Origin of the sequence: Micromonospora rhizosphaerae, assembly GCF_900091465.1 — a bacterium.
Lineage (GTDB): Bacteria > Actinomycetota > Actinomycetes > Mycobacteriales > Micromonosporaceae > Micromonospora > Micromonospora rhizosphaerae.
Genome location: NZ_FMHV01000002.1, coordinates 2,199,342 through 2,217,460 on the forward strand (window position 1 = coordinate 2,199,342; position 18,119 = coordinate 2,217,460).

Below are 18,119 nucleotides of genomic sequence, written 5' to 3' on the forward strand. Positions count from 1 at the left end.
GCGTCGGTGCCGGGCCGGCAGGTTGCCGGACCGGCGTCACGGCTCCGGACGTGCCGCCGCCTGGTCCGACCACTCCACCAGCACCAGGGTCGCGTCGTCGCGGGACGCGGCGGCCCGGTGGTCCGCCACGGCCCGGCTCAACCGACGCAGCGTCTCGGGGGTGGGGCGGCCGGATCCGATGTGCCGCTCGGCGAGATCGGCCAGTCGGCGCAGCCCGAACATCTCCCCGGCCGCGTTCCGGGCCTCGGTCACCCCGTCGGTGTACAGCAGCAGCCGGTCGCCCGGCTCCAGCCGGATCTCGGCGACCGACGCCCCGCCCGCGGTCAGGCCCAGCGGCAGCCGGCGTCCGCCGGTGAGCGCCCGTACGGCGCGGCCGCGACGCAGCAGCACCGGCGCGGGGTGCCCGGCGTTGACGTAGCGGAGCCGGCCGCCGACGGTGTCGAATCCGGCGAGCACCCCGGTCACGAAGCGCCCGTCCGTCCACTGGCTGCGCAGCCCCGCGTCGATCGCCGCGGCCAGCTCGGGCAGGTCGGCGCCGATCCGCCGGGCCGCCCGGAGCGCGGCCAGCGCGACGGAGGTGGTGAGCACCGCGGGCAGGCCGTGCCCGACCCCGTCCAGGATCGCCAGCGCGAGCGTCGCACCGTCCAGCGCGTAGTCGAAGGCGTCCCCGCCCACCTCGTAGCAGGGTTCCAGGATCGCGCTCACGGCCACCCGGTCGGTGGCCAGGGTCAGCGGCGGCAGCAGCTGCCAGAGCAGCTCGGCGGAGACCGCCATGGGGCCGCTGCGCCGGACCCGGTGCAGGGGGTCGCCGTACGTCGATTTGGCCACGACCAGATGGCCGACCATGCCGGCGATCAGGCGGCAGCCGTGGCGGACGGCGTGGTCGTCCGGGTCGAGGTTGACCGGGAGCGACACCTCCAGCAGCCCGAGCCGGTCCGTGCCGTCCACCACCGGCACCCAGAGCCGGCCGTCCTGCCCGGCGCGGACCCGCACCTCCGTGTAGGCGCGGCCGGGCAGGCTGGTGTCGATCGGCAGCGGGTCGGCCGTCGATCGGCCCGGCTCGGGCAGCGGGCGCAGCCGGTCCTGCTCCACGTCCACCAGGTAGATGGTCACCGTGACGCCGAGTTCGCGCAGTGCCGCGTTCACCCCGCCCGGCAGCGAATCCGGCAGCAACCGGTGCGACCGGGCGGCGAGGTCGGCGAGGGCCCGGTGCCAGGGCTCGGTGGCGCTCATCCTCCGCGCATACCCGGAACCGGGCCAGCTCAGACCGGCCGCTCAGCCGGCGAGGCCGAGCACCTCCGCCGCCGCCCGGCCGTTGGCGTGGCTGGCGCCGTACGTGGTGACGAACGCCCGGGCGTTGGTCGGCCGCCAGCGCCCGGGCCAGCCCATCTCGACCACGGTCACCGGATGGGTGGCGGCGAGCGCGTCGACCAGCTCGGGACCGCCCGCCAGCCGGTGCAGGTGGCGGCCGACCAGCACGATCGGCCGCGCCCCGGCCAGCCGCCGCAGTGCCTCCGGGTCGGTCTCGCCGGCCACAACCCGGACCTCCTCGGCGTCGGCCAGGTGCGGACCCAGCCCCCACGGCACCCGCCCCTCGGCGATGGTGGAGGCGGCGTGCAGCTGCACGACGAGGGGCTTGGCCAGGCCGGTCACATCGCCTTCGACGCGTACCGCGCGGAGCGCGGCGGCGTACCCGAGTCGTTCGGTGACCGGGGCGGGCGTGCCGGCGGCCCGGGCCCAGCCGGCGAGCTCGGCGGCCCGGCCGGCGGCCTGCTCGACCCGGGCCCGCTCCAGCCGGCCGTCGGCGAGCGCGTCGACGATCTCCGCGACGACCAACTCGACCAGGCCGGCGTCGACCCGGGCGCCGATGCAGAGCAGGTCGGCCCCGGCGGCGAGGGCCCGCACGGCGGCCGGGCCGACGCCGCCGGCGGCCAGTGCCGCGCCCTTCATCTCCAGCGCATCGGTGATCACCGTGCCGGTGAAGCCGTACTCGCCGCGCAGCAGGTCGACCAGGACCGCTCGGCTGAAGGTGGCCGGCCCGTCGCCGGTGAGCGCCGGCACCCGGATGTGCGCGGTCATGATCGCCCGGACGCCGGCGCCGACGACCGCGGCGAAGGGCGGCAGGTCCCGTTCTCGCAGCACGGCCGGCGGCACGTCAACGGTGGGCAGCTCGTAGTGGGAGTCGGCGACGGTCGCCCCGTGGCCGGGGAAGTGCTTGGCGCAGGCGGCCACCCCGGCCGCCTGGAGCCCGGCCACCGCCGCGGCCGAGTGGCGGGCCACCCGGGCCGGGTCGGCGCCGAACGACCGGGTGCCGATGACGGGGTTGTCGTCCGAGCTGTTGACGTCGACGGTGGGCGCCAGGTCGACGGTGATGCCCAGCGCGGCCAGCTCCGCGCCGATCGCCCCGTACACCTCGCGGGTCAGCGCCACATCGTCCACTGCACCGAGGGCGGCGTTGCCCGGGTACGGGCTGCCGGTGGCGTGGGCCAGCCGGGTGACGTCGCCGCCCTCCTCGTCGATCGCGATGATCACGTCGGACCGGCCGGCGCGCAGGGCCGAGGTGCTCGCCGCCACCTGGGCCGGGCTGTGGATGTTGGTGCCGAACAGGGTGTGCCCGGCGAGCCCCTCGGCCAGCAGGTCCACCGCCCAGTCGGGCGGGACCGGCCCCGGGTACGCGGCGAGCAGCGTGCTCAGCGCGAGCCGACGAAGTCCTGGATCCAGCCCCACCTGTTTCCCCTTTCGGTGCCGCGACGGCACTGGTCTCCCCCCTTACGGTGCCGCGACGGCACTGGTCTCCCCCCTTACGGTGCCGAAACGGCTCTGGTCTCCCCGTTCGGTGCCGGACGGCACGAGTGTCGCACCGGAGGTGGCGGCCCCGGGGCCGCGTTGCCACCGGGCCGTCCGAAGACCCCGGACCCCGGTGGCCGATACGCTTGCGGACACCCGTCCGCAGGCCCTTTTGTGATTAGCAAAGTTTACTGAAAATAGAGGACGTGCCATGAGTACGACCCGGCTGCCCGGCACCCCCCGCCTGTTGCGGGCGCTCAACGACCGCGCGGCGCTGGAGCTGCTCCTCGAGCGGGGCCCGCTCACCCGCGCCCGGCTCGGCGAGCTGACCGGGCTGTCCAAGGTCACCGCCTCCCAGCTGGTGGAACGGCTCGAGGAGCGGGGCCTGGTCACCCGGGTCGGTGAGCAGGCCGGCGGGCGGGGCCCGAACGCGCAGCTCTACGCCGTCCGGCCGGACAGCGCCCACGTCGTCGGCGTGGACGTCGGCGCGGAGCGGGTGGTGGCGGCCTGCGCCGACATCACCGGTGCGGTGATCGGCCGGGTCGAGCAGTCCACCCGGGACACCGACGACCCGGTCGGCGTGGTGCACAACGCCGTGGTCCAGGCGGCGAGCAGTGCCGGCGCGGAGCTGTCGAGCGTACGGCGGATCGTGCTGGGCACCCCCGGTCTGGTCGACCCCGGCACCGGCGACATCACCTTCGCCTTCAACCTGCCGCGCTGGCACCGCGGACTGCTCGCCGCGCTCCGCGAGGACCTGCACACGCCGGTGGTCTTCGAGAACGACGTCAACCTCGCCGCCGTCGCCGAGGCGCAGTCCGGCGCCGCGCAGGGGGTGCAGGACTTCGTCCTGGTCTGGTTGGGGGCCGGCGTCGGCCTGGCGATCATGCTCGGCGGCCGGCTGCACCATGGCAGCAGCGGCGCGGCCGGTGAGATCGGCTACCTGCCGGTGCCCGGGGTGCCGATTCCGCGGGACGTCTCCAAGCGGGCGAAGCCGGCGTTTCAGCAGCTCGCCGGCGCCGACGCGGTCCAGGCGGTGGCCGCCGAGCACGGCTTCGCCGGCGACAGCGCGGCCGACGCGGTGCGCGCGGCCATCGCCGCCGGCACGGAAGGCGACCCGATGCTCGACGAGCTGGCCCGGCGGCTGGCCCTCGGGGTGGCCAGCACCTGCGTCGTGCTCGACCCGCCGCTGGTGGTGCTCGCCGGCGAGGTGGGTCAGGCCGGCGGCGCCGCGCTGGCCGAGCGGGTGCAGCACGAGGTCGCCGCGATCACGCTGGTCCGCCCGCGGGTGGTGCCCACCGGGCTCACCGAGGAGCCGATCCTGCGGGGTGCGCTGCGGACCGCGCTGGACGCGGTCCGGGACGAGGTCTTCGGCTCGACGGTCGGCTGACCCGGCGCGCGCCGGTCCACCTCGGTCTCCCACGCGAAGGAATCTTTCACCACGGACCCGGGTGCTGCAAGGTCTTGCCGCACCCGGGTCCTCCGCTCCCCACTCAGATCAGGTCGCGGCGGCGGAACGCGCCGAAGGCGGCCACCGCCAGCAGCACCGTGATGCTGAGCAGCACCGCCAGCCCCGGGGCCCAGCTCAGCGTGTACATGCCGTCGCAGTAGCCGGCCACATCGCCCCGGCAGGCGTGGTTGTCCCAGAAACGGGCCTCTCCGCTCAGCCAGGCGATGAGATAGCTGGAAATCATCCACTGGTCCGGCCGGGCCGCGTCGAGGATCTGCAGCACCAGCCGGGCGCCCAGCTCCCAGACCACCAGGTACGCGGCCACCGTGCCGAGCGCCGCCGCCGTGTGCCGGCCCAGCGTGGCGATCGCGAAGCCCAGCGTGGCGGCGAGCAGCACCAGCACCAGCCCGCGCCCGTACGTGGCCCCCAGCGACCGCCAGAACTCGCCGTCCAGGTGGCCCGGCAGCCCCGCCGTCTGCCCGATCAGCCAGAACACGGCCAGGTAGGCCGCCGACGCCACCGCGGAGAGGACCAGCAGCGCACCGAGCAGCGTGCCGAGCTTGGCGCCGAGCACCGCCAGCCGGCGCGGTCGCCACAGCAGCAGGTTGACGACACCGCCGGAGTTCAGGTCGGCGCCGATGTAGGACGCGCCGACGAGGAACCCGAAGAGCACCAGGAAGGCGACCAGGAAGTAGAGCAGCGGCCGGGCCTGGGTGGCGAAGTTGAACACCCCGGGGAGGAAGTCCGCCGCCACCGGCACCCGCTCCATCCGGGCCGGATCGATCTCGCTGCAGTCGCCGGGGATGTAGTCGCTCTCCTCCGGCGCCGACTGGCCAGCCTTGATCTGCAGGCACCGGTCATGCGCTTCCTCCAGACGGCCCCGCTCCGCGGCGGCCTGGGCCTGGGCCTGGCTCAGTTCGGCAGGGGTCGGCCGGTGGGAACCGGCCAGCGTGGTCGCCGCCGTCACCGCGAACGCCAGGACCAGCAGTACCACCATGAGCTGCACGAAGCGGCGCGCGGTCAGCCGCTCCAGCTCGGCGCGGACCAGGTTCACGCCCCCACCTCCCGGGAGTCACCAACGCGTGCGTCGAGGTCGATCGCCGCGTCCTTCTGCGTCTGCTCGGGCAGCAACGAGTCGTCCACCTGGCGCGGGATCGTCGGGTGCGGCCCGGTCCCGGTCAGCTCCAGGAAGACGCTCTCCAGGTCGGGCCGGAGCGGGACCAGTTCGCGTACCCAGACGCCCTGCTCGCCCAGCGTTCGGGTGATCAGCTCCGGCTCGTCCACCCCGCCGACCACCAGGCGGTCGGGCTGTGCGGTGACGGACAGGCCGAGCGCCCGCAGCAGCTCCCCGGCGCGCTCCGGCTCGGCCACCCGGACGGCGTACTCATGCTGGTCGAAGCCGGCGAGCACCTCGTCGACCGGGCCGGCCGCGACCCGGCGGCCGTGGGAGATGATCGTCACGTGGTCGCAGATCAGCTGGATCTCGGCCAGGATGTGGCTGGAGAGCAGCACGGTCACCCCGGCCTCCGCCAGCGACCGCATCAGGTCCCGCATCTCCCGGATCCCGGCCGGGTCCAGCCCGTTCGCCGGCTCGTCGAGGATCAGCAGCTCCGGGCTCTTGAGCAGCGCCGAGGCGACCGCCAGCCGCTGCTTCATGCCCAGCGAGTAGCCCTTGACCCGCTCGTCACCCCGGTCGCGCAGACCGACCTGCTCGAGCACCTCGTCCACCCGGCCGGTCGGCACGCCGCCGGCCAGGGCGAGCAGCCGTAGCGTGCGGCGCGCGGTGAAGTTGCCGAAGAACTGCGGGCTCTCCACGATCGCGCCGACCCGCCCGGCGACCTCGGGCAGTCGCTGCGGTGAGGGCGCTCCGAGCATGCTCATCCGGCCACCGTCCGCGCGGACCAGCCCGAGCAGGGCACGCAGCGTGGTGGTCTTGCCCGAGCCGTTGGGCCCGAGGAAACCGTGGATCTGCCCGGCGTCGACCCGCAGGTCGAAGCCGTCGACGGCGACCCGGCGCCCCTGGCGCAGGGTGTGGAACGTCTTGCGGAGGCCGTCGATCTCGATGACCGCGCTCATCCGCGCGGCTCCTGACAGCGGTCGGGCATGAACTGTCCTCCGGGTGTGGTGACCAACGACACGGCGCCTCAGCGTAGGGCCGCGGCGCCGCCCGTGGGGGGCACCGCGGCGGTGCGTGGTTGGATGGACCGGTGACTGGTGACCTGATCCCCGGCGCCGCCGGCGCCCCTGCCGCCCCCTCCACCGTGGACGCGGATCTGGTGGTCAGCCTCCACGGGGTCGGCGTCAGGCGCTCCGGCACGGCGCTGCTGCAAGACGTCGACTGGCGGGTCGAGCTGGACGAGCGCTGGGTGGTGCTCGGGCCGAACGGTGCCGGAAAGACGACCCTGCTCAGCCTGGCCGCCGGCCGGCTGCACCCGACCACCGGCACCGCGCACGTGCTGGGTGAGCGGATCGGCCGCACCGACGTCAACGAGCTGCGGATGCGCATCGGCCTCTCCACCGCCGCCCTGGCCGAGCGGCTCCCCGTCGAGGAGCGCGTCAGCGACGTCGTGGTGACCGCGGCCTGGTCGGTGGTCGGCCGCTGGCGGGAGAGCTACGACCGCACCGACGAGGCCCGCGCCCGGGCCCTGCTCGGGCAGCTCGGCGCCGGGCACCTCGCCGACCGGGCGTACGGCACGCTGTCGGAGGGGGAGCGCAAGCGGGTGCAGATCGCCCGGGCGCTGATGACCGACCCCGAGCTGCTGCTGCTCGACGAACCGGCCGCCGGGCTCGACCTGGGCGGGCGCGAGGACCTGGTCGCCCGGCTGGCCGAGCTGGCGTACGACCCGGACGCGCCGGCCCTGGTGCTGGTCACCCATCACGTCGAGGAGATCCCGCCCGGCTTCACCCACGCGCTGCTGCTGCGCGACGGGGGCGTGGTGGCGCAGGGCGTGCTCGCGGACACCCTCACCGCCGACAACCTGTCGAAGACCTTCGGCCTGCCCCTCGTCGTCGAGCGCTCCGGCGAGCGCTGGACCGCCCGCGCCGCCTGAGGCGGACAGGAACCACCATGCAGCAGACCCGGGTGGCCGTGGTGGGCAGCGCGAACATGGACCTGGTCGGCACCGCGGCCGCGCTGCCCCGACCGGGGGAGACCGTCCTCGGCAGCGACTTCGTCATGGTCCCCGGCGGCAAGGGCGCGAACCAGGCGATCGCCGCGGTCCGTGCCGGGGCGTCCTGCGCCTTCCTCGGCGCGATCGGCTCGGACGCCTTCGGGGTCACCCTCAGAGCCCGGATCACCGCCGCCGGCGTGGACACCAGTCACCTTCGGGTGGTGTACGGGACCTCCGGGGTGGCGCTGGTCATGGTCAACGCCGAGGGGGAGAACGCGATCCTGGTGACGCCCGGCGCGAACGGGGCGTTCACCGGGCTGACCGAGGGCGAGCTGCACGCCGTACGCGAGGCGGACGTGCTGGTCGCGCAGCTGGAGGTGCCGGTCGAGACGGTGACCGAGGCGGCGCTCGCGGCCCGGGCCGCCGGCACCCGGGTGGTCCTCAACGCGGCGCCGGCCCGGCAGGTGCCGGCCGACCTGCTCGCCGCGGTGGACCTGCTCGTGGTCAACGAGACCGAGGCACTGGCGCTCACCGGCCGGGGCCGGGACGAGCCGGAGGCGCTGCTCGCCCTGGTGCCCCGGGCGGTGCTGACCCTCGGCGCCCAGGGCGCCTGGTACGGCGACCGGGACGGGACCGCGGTGCACGTCCCCGCGGTCAAGATCGACGCGGTCGACTCCACCGCCGCCGGTGACGCCTTCACCGCCGCGCTGGCGGTCGCCTGGGGCGAGGGCCGGGAGCTGGTCGACGCGGTGCACTGGGCGGCGGCGGCCGGGGCGGCCTGCGTACGGCGGCTTGGCGCTTCCGTGGCGCTACCCCGCCGGGTCGAGATCGACGAGCTGTACGCCCCACCGGCCTGACCGCGGGCGTTACGCCCCGCCGGTCCGGAACGCCCGCCGGTACGCCGACGGCGAGGTGCGCATCGCCCGGCCGAAGTGGTGCCGGTAGGTGACCGGGCTGTCGAAGCCCACCGCCGTCGCGATCTCCTCCACCCCGGCGTCCGTCGTCTCCAACAGGGCCAAACTCGCCCGGACCCGCTGGTCGATCAGCCAGCGGATCGGGCTGGTCCCGGTGGCCCGGGAGAAGTGCCGCAGGTAGGTCCGGGGTGACATGTGGGCCCGCCTGGCCAACGCCGCCACGGTGACGGGCTGGGACAGGTGGGCCATCGCCCAGGCCATGCTGCCGGCGATCCGGTCGTCGTCGGGATCGACGCTGACCGGCGCCTCGATGAACTGGGCCTGCCCGCCGTCGCGGTTCGGCGGGATCACCAGCCGGCGGGCGACCGCGTTGGCGATCGCGGCGCCGAAATCGCGCCGGACGACGTGCACGCAGAGGTCGAGGCCGGCGGCGCTGCCGGCGCTGGTGAGGATGTCGCCGTCGTCGAGGTAGAGCACGTCGGGGTCGACCGTCACCGCGGGGTGGCGGCGGGCCAGCAGGTCCGCGTACCGCCAGTGGGTGGTGACCCGGCGGCCGTCGAGCAGGCCCGCGCCGGCCAGGGCGAACGCGCCGGAGCAGATGGACATGAGTCGGGCGCCCCGGCGGTGCGCTCGGCGCAGCGCGGTGACCAGCTCCGGCGACGGGTCGGCGGTGACGTCGGGCACCCCGGGCAGGACCACGGTGCCCGCCTCGGCGAGGGCGTCCAGGCCGTACGGGGTGTGCAGGGCAGCGCCGCCGACGACCGGCACCGACCCCGGGCGTTCCGTGCAGACGGTGAGCCGGTACCAGTCGACGTTCAGCTCCGGGCGGGGCAGCCCGAACACCTCGGACACGATGCCGGTCTCGAAGACCGACATCCCCGGGAACGCGAGCACGGCGACGGTTCGCTCGACTGGCGACATGGCGGGATGTTAGCGGAGGACGGCGTTCCCGCCACTCCCTTGCCGATCGGCGCGGGCTGCAGGATCGGGGACATGACGCTCTCCGTACCGCCGGCCGATCCGGCGACCGCCGCCGCCCACTTCCTCGCCCGGCTCAGCTTCGAGACCGACGTCAGCGACGTGCACGCCGACCTGGCGGCGGGCACGCCGGCACTGGTGGTGGTGGACTCCCGCGGCATCGCCGCCTGGCGGCAGGGGCACCTGCCGGGCGCCGTGCACCTGCCCACCGCCGAGATCGCCGCTCGGGCCCGGGAGGTGGTGCCGGTCGGGTCGACCGTGGTGACGTACTGCTGGGGGCCGGGCTGCAACGGGGCGACCCGGGCGGCGCTGCAGTTCGCCCGGCTCGGCCACCCGGTCAAGGAGATGATCGGCGGCTTCGAGTACTGGGCCCGGGAGGGGCTGCCGGTGGCCACGCCGGCCGGGGTGGTCCGCCGGCAGGTGGACGAGCTCACCGCGCCTCGATCGGCCGTCGTGTGCGACTGCTGACGGGCCCGGTCAGTCGGCTGGCTCGTCGGTGAGACGTTCGCCCCGGCGGCGCAGCATGCCGAGGCCGGGGATGCCGGCGACCGCCAGCTTCAGGTCGCGGGTGACCTCGAGCAGGTCGTGCAGGTCCGGGCCGACCCGGTCCAGGGTGGCCAGGATCGGCAGGATGTCCGAGGTCAGGTGCTCCTTGAGCTTGGGCAGCTCGTCGACGAGCCGGATCGCCGCGGTCACCTCCTCGTGGCTGAGCTGCGCGACGAAGCGGGTGGCCATCGGCGCGGCCCGGCGCAGCGCCGGCTCGTACGCCGCCAGCAGCCCGGCCGCCGAGCCGGCGGCCTCCTCCGCGGCGACCACGGTCCCGGCCGCCCGGCCGGCCACCGCGTCCACCTCGGCGACCACCGTGCCGGCCGCCCGGGCTACCCGCTCGGCCTCGCCGACCACGACGGACGCCGCGGCGGAGACCCGCTCGGCCTCGCCGACCACCACGGCGGCCGCCGCGGCGACCTCGGTGGCGTTCTCGATCGCGGTGGTGGCGGGCGCGCTGATCACCGCGACCTCGCGGACCGCCGCCTCGGCGGCGGTGAGCACCCGGTCGGTGCGGTCCAGGGTGCCCTCGATCCGGTCCACCACCCCGTTGATCCGGCGCAGCAGCGCCTCCACCCCGTCCAGCACCCCGAAGGCGCGGGCCGGTACGGCGGCGAACGAGGCGGCCGAGCCGAGCGCCTGGTCCAGGGCGGAGCGGGTGAGCCCGGCGACGGCGCGCGGCCGGGGGAGGGGAATCGCCATGGGAACCAGTGTGCGTCGGGTCCGCCAGGACCGCCGGTTGGCGGCGGCGCGGTCGTCTTCACGACCGCGAGCGGGAGGGAGCACCGGGTCGCCGGGCCGGTGCCGGCCACGGTCGGCGCGGCTGGCCGCGACGGTAGGGTGCCGGCATGTCGGCCCCCTCGCCCGGCGTACGCCCGGCCGTCCGGCGCACCCCGGTGCTCGCCGTCCTCGCCCTGCTCGCGGTGGCGCTCGGCGGACTGGTGCTGGTCCGGGCCGGATCCGGGCTGACCACCCGACAGGTCACGGTCGCCGGTGTGCCGCTCACCGAGATACGCGCCACCCCGGCGTCGGCGGACACCCGGCGGCCCGGAGTGGTGATCGCGCACGGGTTCGCGGGCTCCGCCCGGCTGATGCGACCGATCGCCGACACCGTGGCCCGGCACGGCGGCGTCGCGGTGCTGCTCGACTTCGCCGGCCACGGCGCCAACCCGGCCCGGCTGCCCGGTGCGGGCCGGGACGCTGCCGCCGGCCGGGACACCCTGGAACGCGACCTCGACGTCGCCGTCGCGCACCTGCGCACCCTGCCCGACGTGGACCCGGATCGGATCGTCCTGGTCGGACACTCGATGGGTGCCGGGGCGGTGACCCGGTACGCCGGCGGTCACCCCGAGATCGCCGGCACCGTCGCCATTTCCCTGCCGGACGCGGCCGACCTGCCGTACGGGCGGCCCCGATCGCTGGTGCTGGTCGTCGGGGACGCCGAGTTCCCCGACTTCCGACGCACCGCAGAGGAGGCGGTGCGGCGGGCCCCAGCCGGTGCGCGGAGGCTGGTCGTGGTGCCGGGGACGGAGCACATCTCGGTGCTCTTCGCCGGCCGTACCCATGACGCCGTCCTTGGCGCGCTGCCCGGCGCGCCGGACGACCCGCGCCCGGAGCCGGCCGCCCGGTTGGTCGGCGGCGGCCTGCTGCTAGTCGGCTTCGGGCTGGGCTTCGTCCCGCTGGTGGCCCTGCTGTTCCGCCGCCCGTCGGGTGGCGGCGGGACCGCTGGCAGCGGCCCCCGGGGATCGCGTGTCGTGCCAGCCTGGAGTTCGCTCAGTCTGGCCGTGCTGGCCGCCGGGCCGGGCGCGGTCGTCGCCGGCGCGCTGCCGACCGCCCGGTTGCCGCTGGCGGTCGGCGGCTACGTGACCGGATTCCTGCTGGTCACCGGTCTGCTGTTGGCGGCGGCGCACCGATGGCGGACTCGACGTGCGGCGACGGGGCCGGCCGCGGCGGTCGAGTGCCCACCCGACGAGCCCGTCGCGCAATGCCCACCCGTGCGGACCGTTGTCGCGGTGGCCGTGCTCAGCGGATACGCGCTGGTCGCGGTCGCCGTTCCGATCCACCTCGGACTCACCTCGGCGCTGCCGGTCGGTGCCCGCTGGTGGCTGCTGCCGCTGGTCGCGCTCGGCTGCCTGGTCTTCCTGCTCGGCGCCGAGTTGGCCGCCCGCGGCCGCGCCTGGGTGCACGCGGCCGTCGGCGCGACCGCCGTGCTGGCGCTCACCGCCTCCGCCATGGTCGGTCTGGCGCCCGGGTTCGTGGTGCTGGTGGTGCCGCTGTTCGCGCTGCTGCTCGGTTGGCAGGCGGCCTGGGCGGTGACCCTGCGCCGCGCGGGCGCGCCCCGCTGGCTGCCCGCGCTGGTCGGGGCGGTGCTGCTGGCCTGGCCGCTGACCACCACCCTGCCGCTGACCTGACCCGACCTGCCCACGCCCTGACGGTAACTGACGGCCGCCTCCACGGTGTGTGATGCCGGGTGGCACCTTCGATGGCCCGGTTCCCTCCTTTGCTCTGCTGCACTCCCGGCAACACCGTTTCTGACCACCGGAAACTCCGGTCGGGCTAACTGAGGCAACAGTGACCATCGGTGACTGTTGCCTCCGCTGCAGCAGAGCAAAGGCGGTGGTGCGGGCTCCTGGACCTCGAGCCGGCGGAGCTGAGAGTGACGTTCGGCTGTCGGCGGCGAGCGGTGCCGGAGCCGCGATCCTGCTGGTCGCCGAGCGCTTCAGGCGTCCAGTTCTGGGGCGAGCAGGACCTCTACGGCCTGCTGCGCGGCTTGGCGATGCTGCCGGACGAGCCGATCGAGTTCTGACCCGGCGCCTGCCCGCTCTCCATCGCGCGCTGCACCGCCCGGTAGATCTGGCCGAAACGCAGCGCGTCGCCGGTGCGCAGCAGCCGCACCGGCTGGCCCCGCCAGCGGGCCCACATCTCCAACTGCCGACTTCCGCGGGCGTACGAGCGGTCCAGGTGCTCGAAGAGGAAGTCGGCCAGCGGGCCGACACCGAGCCCGACCAGCACCGACACGCCAACGATGGCAACCGTGACGGTCAGTGAGCGGTGCAGCCAGACCGCCAGCCCGACGCCGAGCACGGCGGCCACCAGCGGTCCGGCCAGCGCGGCGCCGATCGCGCCCCGGCCGGCGAGCACCCGCCAGGAACGGCTGCCCCGCCGGTGCCACAGCATGCTGATCTCCGCCAGCGGATACGTCCGGCCGTCCACCCGGACGGCGGTGGAGGTGACCTGCACGGACCTGTCGTCGTAGTACGTGATCATGGTCTGACTCCCGGTGGCGGGGCTGACACCAGACTACTTTCCCCAACGACCCGGGCCGTAAGGTTGGCACGCGACTTCGACGAGGAAGTGAGGGCAGTGTGAGCGAGTTCGTTCGGCTGGAGACCAAGGACGGCATCGGCACCATCCGGCTGGAGCGGCCGCCGATGAACGCGCTCAACACCCAGGTGCAGGAGGAGTTGCGGGCCGCCGCGGCGGCGGCCACCGCCGACCCCGAGGTCCGCGCGGTCATCGTGTACGGCGGGGAGAAGGTCTTCGCCGCTGGCGCGGACATCAAGGAGATGGCCGACATGTCCTACGTGGACATGGCGGAGCGGGCCGCCGACCTCTCCAGCGCGCTGGGCGCCATCGCCCGGATCCCGAAGCCGGTGGTCGCCGCCATCACCGGGTACGCCCTCGGTGGCGGCTGCGAGCTGGCCCTCGCCTGTGACTGGCGGGTGGTGGCCGAGGACGCCAAGCTCGGCCAGCCCGAGATCAAGCTCGGCATCATCCCCGGTGCCGGCGGCACCCAGCGGCTCGCCCGCCTGGTCGGCCCGGCCCGGGCCAAGGACCTGATCATGTCCGGCCGGATGGTCGACGCCCAGGAGGCGCTGCGGATCGGCCTGGCCGACCGCGTCGTTCCGGCGGCCCAGGTCTACGACGCCGCGGTCGCGCTGGTGAAGCCGTTCCTGACCGGCCCGGTGCAGGCGCTGCGGGCGGCCAAGCTGGCCGTCGACGGCGGCCTGGACATGGACCTCAACTCCGGTCTGGCCTGGGAGAGTCAGCTTTTCGCGGCGCTCTTCGCCACCGACGACCGGCGGGAGGGCATGGCCGCGTTCGTCGAGAAGCGCAAGCCGAACTTCACCGGCCGCTGAGCCGGCCCGGGTCGGCGGCGCGCCCCGTCGCCGACCCGAGAACGGTTCACATTCTTCCTACCGGCCAGTAGCGTATGACTCCGCATCTGTGACGAGGGGAGCGGCGATGACGGAACGGGTCGAGGGTCACGGCGGAGAACTGGCGCTGGCGGCGCTGCGCGCCCACGGCATACGGGAGATGTTCACCCTCTCCGGCGGCCACGTCTTCCCGCTCTACGACGCCGCGCACAAGAACGACTTCCCCATCTACGACGTCCGGCACGAGCAGTCCGCCGTCTTCGCCGCCGAGGCGGTGGCCAAGCTGCAGCGCCGACCCGGTCTGGCCGTGCTCACCGCCGGCCCCGGCGTCACCAACGGCGTCTCCGGGCTGACCAGTGCCTTCTTCAACGCCTCCCCGGTGCTGGTGCTCGGCGGGCGGGCACCGCAGTTCCGCTGGGGCTCCGGCAGTCTGCAGGAGATGGACCACCTGCCGTTGGTCGCCCCCGTCACCAAGCACGCCGAGACGGTGTTCAGCGCGGACGACATCCCACGCGCGGTGACCGCGGCGCTCACCGCCGCGCTCACCCCGCACCGCGGGCCGGCCTTCCTCGACTTCCCGCTCGAGGCGGTCTTCTCCGTGGGCGACGCGCAGCTCCCGCCGGCGTCCGCCATCGCGCCGATCGAGGCCGACCCCGACGAGGTCGCCACGGCGGCCGCCCTCCTCGCCGGGGCGAGCCGGCCGGTGGTCATCGCCGGCTCCGACGTCTACGTCGGGGACGCCGTCGACGCCCTGCGGGCCGCGGCCGAGGCGCTGCAGGTGCCGGTCTTCACCAACGGGATGGGCCGGGGAGCGCTGCCGCCCGAGCACCCACTCGCCTTCGCCAAGGCCCGCCGGGTCGCGCTCAAGGGCGCCGACGTGGTGGCGGTGATCGGCACCCCGCTGGACTTCCGGCTCGGCTTCGGCGACTTCGGCGAGGCGAAGGTCGTGCACATCGTCGACGCCCCCAGCCAGCGTGCCGGGCACGTGCGGCCCGCCGCCGCCCCCGCCGGCGACCTGCGGCTCATTCTCACCGCGCTGGCCGAGCACCCCGGCGACCGGGCCGACCACGCCGACTGGATCGCGCAGCTGCGGGTCGCCGAGGACGCGGCGAAGGCCCGGGACGCCGAGGAGATGGCCGCCGAGACCGACCCGATCCGCCCGGCCCGGGTCTACGGCGAGCTGCGCAAGGTCCTCGCCCGCGACGCCATCACCATCGGCGACGGCGGCGACTTCGTCTCGTACGCCGGCCGCTACCTGGAGCCGGCCCAGCCCGGCACCTGGCTCGACCCCGGCCCGTACGGCTGCCTCGGCACCGGCATGGGCTACGCGATGGGGGCCCGGGTCAGCCACCCGGACCGGCAGATCTGCGTGCTGATGGGCGACGGCGCCGCCGGCTTCTCGCTGATGGACGTGGAGTCGCTGGTCCGCCAGCAGCTGCCGGTGGTCATCGTGGTCGGCAACAACGGCATCTGGGGCCTGGAGAAGCACCCGATGCGGGCCATGTACGGCTACGACGTCGCCGCCGACCTCCAGCCGGGGCTGCGCTACGACAAGGTGGTCGAGGCGCTCGGCGGTGCCGGCGAGACGGTGGAGAAGGCCGCCGACCTCGGCCCGGCGCTGACCCGCGCCTTCGACGCCGGCGTGCCGTACCTGGTCAACGTGCTGACCGACCCGGCCGACGCGTACCCCCGCTCGTCCAACCTGGCCTGAGCCGGTTCAAATTCTTCCGGCAGCAAAATCAGCGGATTGTCAGCGCCTGTCGTCGTAACGTCAGCGCCGGGTCGACGGAATGTCAGTGCCGTCGGTCAGGGTGGGGTGACCAGAGACGACGACAGGAGTTGCGATGGAATACGCGATCCGCGCGGAGGGCCTGGTACGCCGGTTCGGCGCCACGACCGCCCTCGCCGGAGTGGACCTGGCCGTCCCCACCGGCACGGTCTTCGGCCTGCTCGGGCCGAACGGCGCGGGCAAGACCACGGCGGTCCGGGTGCTCGCCACCCTGATTGGCGCCGACGAGGGGCACGCCACCGTGGGCGGGTACGACGTCCGCCGCGACGCACACCGGGTGCGCCAGCTGATCGGCCTGACCGGGCAGTACGCCTCGGTCGACGAGACGCTCACCGGCACCGAGAACCTGCTGCTGATCGGCCGGCTGCTCGGGATGCGCCGGGCCGACGCCCGGGTCCGCGCCCGCCAGCTGCTCGCCGACTTTCAGCTCACGGACGCCGCAGATCGGGCGGCAAAGACCTACTCGGGCGGCATGCGCCGCCGTCTCGACCTGGCCGCCAGCCTGGTCGGTCGGCCGCAGGTGCTCTTCCTCGACGAGCCGACCACCGGGCTGGACCCGCGCAGCCGCAACGAGCTGTGGGACATGGTCCGCGGCCTGGTCGCCGACGGGGTGACCGTGCTGCTGACCACGCAGTACCTGGAGGAGGCGGACCAGTTGGCGGGCGAGATCGCCGTGGTCGACCACGGCCGGGTCATCGCGCAGGGCACGCCCGAGGAGCTGAAGGCGAAGACCGGCGGACAGATCCTGGCCGTCCGGCCGGCGGACGCCAGCGACCTGCCGACCGTGGTGTCCATCGCCGCCGAGGTCGCCGGGGCGACCCCCGAGGTCGCCCAGACCACCGTGACCGTGCCCGTGAACGACCCCGGGGTGCTGCCCGCCATGGTCCGCCGGCTCGACCAGGCCGAGATCACGATCGCCGAGCTGGCCCTGCGCGGCTCCAGCCTGGACGAGGTCTTCCTCTCCCTGACCGGCCACCGGGCCGAGCAGGACGCCCGCACCGATGCCGGCACGTTCGAAGGGAGCCTGGCATGACCGCCGCCGTCACCACCGCCACCGCCACGCCGCTGGCCCCGGCCCGCCGGCTCAGCCTCGCCGCCGGGCTGCGGCACACCCTCACCCTCGCTTGGCGCAGCCTGGTGCAGATCAAGCACAACCCGATGGAGCTGCTCGACCTGAGCATCCAGCCGGTGATGTTCGTGCTGCTCTTCACGTACGTCTTCGGCACGGCGATCTCCGGCTCCCCGGGCGACTACCTGCAGTTCGCGTTGCCCGGGATCATCGTGCAGAACGCCCTCTTCGCCACCATGACCACCGGGTTCGGGCTGAACAACGACCTCACCAAGGGTGTCTTCGACCGGCTGCGCGCGCTGCCGATCGCCCGCTGGTCGCCGCTGGCCGGCCGGATCCTCGCCGACACGGTCAAGCAGGCGTGGTCGGTGTCGCTGCTGGTCGGGGTCGGTGCGATCCTCGGCTTCCGGCTGGGCAACGGAGTGGTTGGGCTGCTCGGCGCGTTCGCCCTGCTGCTCGGCTTCTCGCTGGCCGCGTCGTGGATCTCGGTGCTGGTCGGGGTGCTGGTCAGCGAGCCGGAGAAGGTGCAGATCTTCGGCTTCATGGTGATCTTCCCGCTGACCTTCACCAGCAACGTCTTCGTACCTACCGACCGGATGCCGGGCTGGCTCCAGAACTGGGTCGAGGTCAACCCGGTCACCATCCTGGCCGACGCGCTGCGCGGCCTGCTGGTCGGCGGTCCGGTGGCCGGGCCGGTCGTCCAGTCGCTGATCTGGGCCGCCGCCCTCGCCGCCGTGTTCGCCCCGCTGGCGGTCCGGGCGCTCAGGCGTCGAGTGTGACCCGCGCCGCCTCCGCCCGCACCCCCGTCGCCGCGCCGCGCAGCCGCGCGGCGACGGCCGGGCGGCCCAGCCGCACGGCGGGGTCGGCGGGAGAGCCGGCGCACCGGCCCAGCGCCTAGACCTCGGGCCGGTCCTGCTCGCGCCGCGGGTCCGCCTCGCGGCGGCGCAGCTCCTCCTCGCGGCGGCGCAGGTCCTCCTCCCAGCGGCGGAAGAGCTCCTGGTCCTGCTGCCGGGGGCGGTCCCCGATGGACTGCAGGAACGCCGGGTCGTCGTCCGGCGCGACCTGCCGGCGGCGGTCCACTTCGGAGAACCCGTTCCCCATCGGCCACGCGGTCCGCGGCCGGCCCGGGCCGGTCTCCCGGCCGACGGCGAACCAGGCGATCGACCCGAGCAGCGGGAAGAACAGGATGATCAGCACCCAGGCGATCCGGGGCAGCGCCCGGATCTCGCCCTCCTCTGCGGAGAGGCAGCTGATCAGCGCGCAGATGGCGAGAACGATCTCGACCAGGAAGAGAAGCCCGTACAGGCGAACCATGTCGGACA

Annotated in this window: 17 protein-coding genes; 9 read left to right on the plus strand and 8 right to left on the minus strand. The window is 74.6% G+C overall.

Annotated features, from left to right (window positions below; genetic code table 11):
- Nucleotides 1-36: 36 nt before the first annotated feature.
- Nucleotides 37-1,233 (minus strand): PP2C family protein-serine/threonine phosphatase, encoded by a 1,197-nt coding sequence (locus GA0070624_RS10710; protein WP_091339683.1) that lies wholly within the window; start codon nucleotides 1,231-1,233, stop codon nucleotides 37-39.
- 42 nt (nucleotides 1,234-1,275) lie between these two features.
- Nucleotides 1,276-2,727, minus strand: coding sequence for a glycoside hydrolase family 3 N-terminal domain-containing protein (locus GA0070624_RS10715; RefSeq protein ID WP_091339686.1), 1,452 nt, complete (start codon nucleotides 2,725-2,727; stop codon nucleotides 1,276-1,278).
- 271 nt (nucleotides 2,728-2,998) lie between these two features.
- On the opposite strand from GA0070624_RS10715, the gene GA0070624_RS10720 reads away from it, so the two are divergent.
- Nucleotides 2,999-4,174 carry an ROK family transcriptional regulator gene (locus tag GA0070624_RS10720; protein WP_091339689.1) on the plus strand — a complete coding sequence of 392 codons (1,176 nt, stop codon included), beginning with the start codon at nucleotides 2,999-3,001 and terminating at the stop codon, nucleotides 4,172-4,174.
- A gap of 103 nt (nucleotides 4,175-4,277) precedes the next feature.
- On the opposite strand, the gene GA0070624_RS10725 is transcribed toward GA0070624_RS10720, so the two are convergent.
- Nucleotides 4,278-5,288 (minus strand): ABC transporter permease subunit, encoded by a 1,011-nt coding sequence (locus GA0070624_RS10725; protein WP_091339692.1) that lies wholly within the window; start codon nucleotides 5,286-5,288, stop codon nucleotides 4,278-4,280.
- A complete protein-coding gene (locus GA0070624_RS10730) occupies nucleotides 5,285-6,310 on the minus strand; it encodes an ABC transporter ATP-binding protein (protein ID WP_091339697.1) in 1,026 nt (341 codons plus the stop codon). The genes GA0070624_RS10725 and GA0070624_RS10730 overlap by 4 nt, the downstream gene beginning before the upstream one ends.
- A 131-nt stretch (nucleotides 6,311-6,441) precedes the next feature.
- Here GA0070624_RS10730 and GA0070624_RS10735 point away from each other — a divergent pair, with 131 nt between their 5' ends.
- Entirely contained in the window at nucleotides 6,442-7,284 is an 843-nt protein-coding gene (locus tag GA0070624_RS10735; protein ID WP_091339700.1) for an ABC transporter ATP-binding protein, read from the plus strand.
- A 17-nt stretch (nucleotides 7,285-7,301) separates the two neighbouring features.
- On the plus strand, nucleotides 7,302-8,201 hold the full coding sequence (locus tag GA0070624_RS10740; RefSeq protein WP_091339704.1) for a ribokinase: 900 nt from the start codon (nucleotides 7,302-7,304) through the stop codon (nucleotides 8,199-8,201).
- A 9-nt stretch (nucleotides 8,202-8,210) separates the two neighbouring features.
- Here the strand turns inward: GA0070624_RS10740 and GA0070624_RS10745 are convergent, their stop codons facing one another.
- Nucleotides 8,211-9,179 carry a helix-turn-helix domain-containing protein gene (locus tag GA0070624_RS10745; RefSeq protein WP_091339706.1) on the minus strand — a complete coding sequence of 323 codons (969 nt, stop codon included), beginning with the start codon at nucleotides 9,177-9,179 and terminating at the stop codon, nucleotides 8,211-8,213.
- Between the two features lie 72 nt (nucleotides 9,180-9,251).
- Between GA0070624_RS10745 and GA0070624_RS10750 the strand changes: the two genes are divergently transcribed.
- Nucleotides 9,252-9,704, plus strand: a complete 453-nt coding sequence (locus GA0070624_RS10750; RefSeq protein WP_176731660.1) for a rhodanese-like domain-containing protein — start codon at nucleotides 9,252-9,254, stop codon at nucleotides 9,702-9,704.
- A 9-nt stretch (nucleotides 9,705-9,713) separates the two neighbouring features.
- Here GA0070624_RS10750 and GA0070624_RS10755 read toward each other — a convergent pair whose 3' ends face one another.
- Nucleotides 9,714-10,484 carry a hypothetical protein gene (locus GA0070624_RS10755; RefSeq protein ID WP_091339710.1) on the minus strand — a complete coding sequence of 257 codons (771 nt, stop codon included), beginning with the start codon at nucleotides 10,482-10,484 and terminating at the stop codon, nucleotides 9,714-9,716.
- 146 nt (nucleotides 10,485-10,630) lie between these two features.
- Here GA0070624_RS10755 and GA0070624_RS10760 point away from each other — a divergent pair, with 146 nt between their 5' ends.
- A complete protein-coding gene (locus GA0070624_RS10760; protein WP_091339715.1) occupies nucleotides 10,631-12,193 on the plus strand; it encodes an alpha/beta hydrolase in 1,563 nt (520 codons plus the stop codon).
- A gap of 340 nt (nucleotides 12,194-12,533) precedes the next feature.
- Here GA0070624_RS10760 and GA0070624_RS10765 read toward each other — a convergent pair whose 3' ends face one another.
- On the minus strand, nucleotides 12,534-13,049 hold the full coding sequence (locus GA0070624_RS10765) for a DUF6232 family protein (protein WP_091339720.1): 516 nt from the start codon (nucleotides 13,047-13,049) through the stop codon (nucleotides 12,534-12,536).
- Nucleotides 13,050-13,147: 98 nt separating this feature from the next.
- Between GA0070624_RS10765 and GA0070624_RS10770 the strand changes: the two genes are divergently transcribed.
- The 4 genes from GA0070624_RS10770 to GA0070624_RS10785 all read left to right on the plus strand — a co-directional run bounded on the left by GA0070624_RS10770 (nucleotide 13,148) and on the right by GA0070624_RS10785 (nucleotide 17,576).
- Nucleotides 13,148-13,921 (plus strand): enoyl-CoA hydratase-related protein, encoded by a 774-nt coding sequence (locus GA0070624_RS10770; RefSeq protein ID WP_091339724.1) that lies wholly within the window; start codon nucleotides 13,148-13,150, stop codon nucleotides 13,919-13,921.
- 106 nt (nucleotides 13,922-14,027) lie between these two features.
- Entirely contained in the window at nucleotides 14,028-15,650 is a 1,623-nt protein-coding gene (locus GA0070624_RS10775) for an acetolactate synthase (RefSeq protein ID WP_091339728.1), read from the plus strand.
- Nucleotides 15,651-15,783: 133 nt separating this feature from the next.
- Nucleotides 15,784-16,761: an ATP-binding cassette domain-containing protein gene (locus GA0070624_RS10780; protein ID WP_091339732.1), complete on the plus strand. Its 978-nt coding sequence runs from the start codon at nucleotides 15,784-15,786 to the stop codon at nucleotides 16,759-16,761.
- Complete coding sequence (locus GA0070624_RS10785; protein WP_091339735.1) at nucleotides 16,758-17,576, plus strand: ABC transporter permease; 819 nt, start codon at nucleotides 16,758-16,760, stop codon at nucleotides 17,574-17,576. Before GA0070624_RS10780 ends, GA0070624_RS10785 begins: the two co-directional genes overlap by 4 nt.
- 115 nt (nucleotides 17,577-17,691) lie before the next feature.
- On the opposite strand, the gene GA0070624_RS10790 is transcribed toward GA0070624_RS10785, so the two are convergent.
- Nucleotides 17,692-18,111 carry a PLD nuclease N-terminal domain-containing protein gene (locus GA0070624_RS10790; RefSeq protein ID WP_091339739.1) on the minus strand — a complete coding sequence of 140 codons (420 nt, stop codon included), beginning with the start codon at nucleotides 18,109-18,111 and terminating at the stop codon, nucleotides 17,692-17,694.
- Nucleotides 18,112-18,119 lie beyond the last annotated feature (8 nt).

Coding starts and splice junctions, on each gene's coding strand:
- GA0070624_RS10710 (WP_091339683.1), bottom strand. CDS start 1,233: ATGAGCGCCACCGAGCCCTGGCACCGGGCCCTCGCCGACCTCGCCGCC.
- GA0070624_RS10720 (WP_091339689.1), top strand. CDS start 2,999: ATGAGTACGACCCGGCTGCCCGGCACCCCCCGCCTGTTGCGGGCGCTC.
- GA0070624_RS10730 (WP_091339697.1), bottom strand. CDS start 6,310: ATGAGCGCGGTCATCGAGATCGACGGCCTCCGCAAGACGTTCCACACC.
- GA0070624_RS10740 (WP_091339704.1), top strand. CDS start 7,302: ATGCAGCAGACCCGGGTGGCCGTGGTGGGCAGCGCGAACATGGACCTG.
- GA0070624_RS10745 (WP_091339706.1), bottom strand. CDS start 9,179: ATGTCGCCAGTCGAGCGAACCGTCGCCGTGCTCGCGTTCCCGGGGATG.
- GA0070624_RS10750 (WP_176731660.1), top strand. CDS start 9,252: ATGACGCTCTCCGTACCGCCGGCCGATCCGGCGACCGCCGCCGCCCAC.
- GA0070624_RS10755 (WP_091339710.1), bottom strand. CDS start 10,484: ATGGCGATTCCCCTCCCCCGGCCGCGCGCCGTCGCCGGGCTCACCCGC.
- GA0070624_RS10760 (WP_091339715.1), top strand. CDS start 10,631: ATGTCGGCCCCCTCGCCCGGCGTACGCCCGGCCGTCCGGCGCACCCCG.
- GA0070624_RS10765 (WP_091339720.1), bottom strand. CDS start 13,049: ATGATCACGTACTACGACGACAGGTCCGTGCAGGTCACCTCCACCGCC.
- GA0070624_RS10775 (WP_091339728.1), top strand. CDS start 14,028: ATGACGGAACGGGTCGAGGGTCACGGCGGAGAACTGGCGCTGGCGGCG.
- GA0070624_RS10780 (WP_091339732.1), top strand. CDS start 15,784: ATGGAATACGCGATCCGCGCGGAGGGCCTGGTACGCCGGTTCGGCGCC.
- GA0070624_RS10785 (WP_091339735.1), top strand. CDS start 16,758: ATGACCGCCGCCGTCACCACCGCCACCGCCACGCCGCTGGCCCCGGCC.
- GA0070624_RS10790 (WP_091339739.1), bottom strand. CDS start 18,111: ATGGTTCGCCTGTACGGGCTTCTCTTCCTGGTCGAGATCGTTCTCGCC.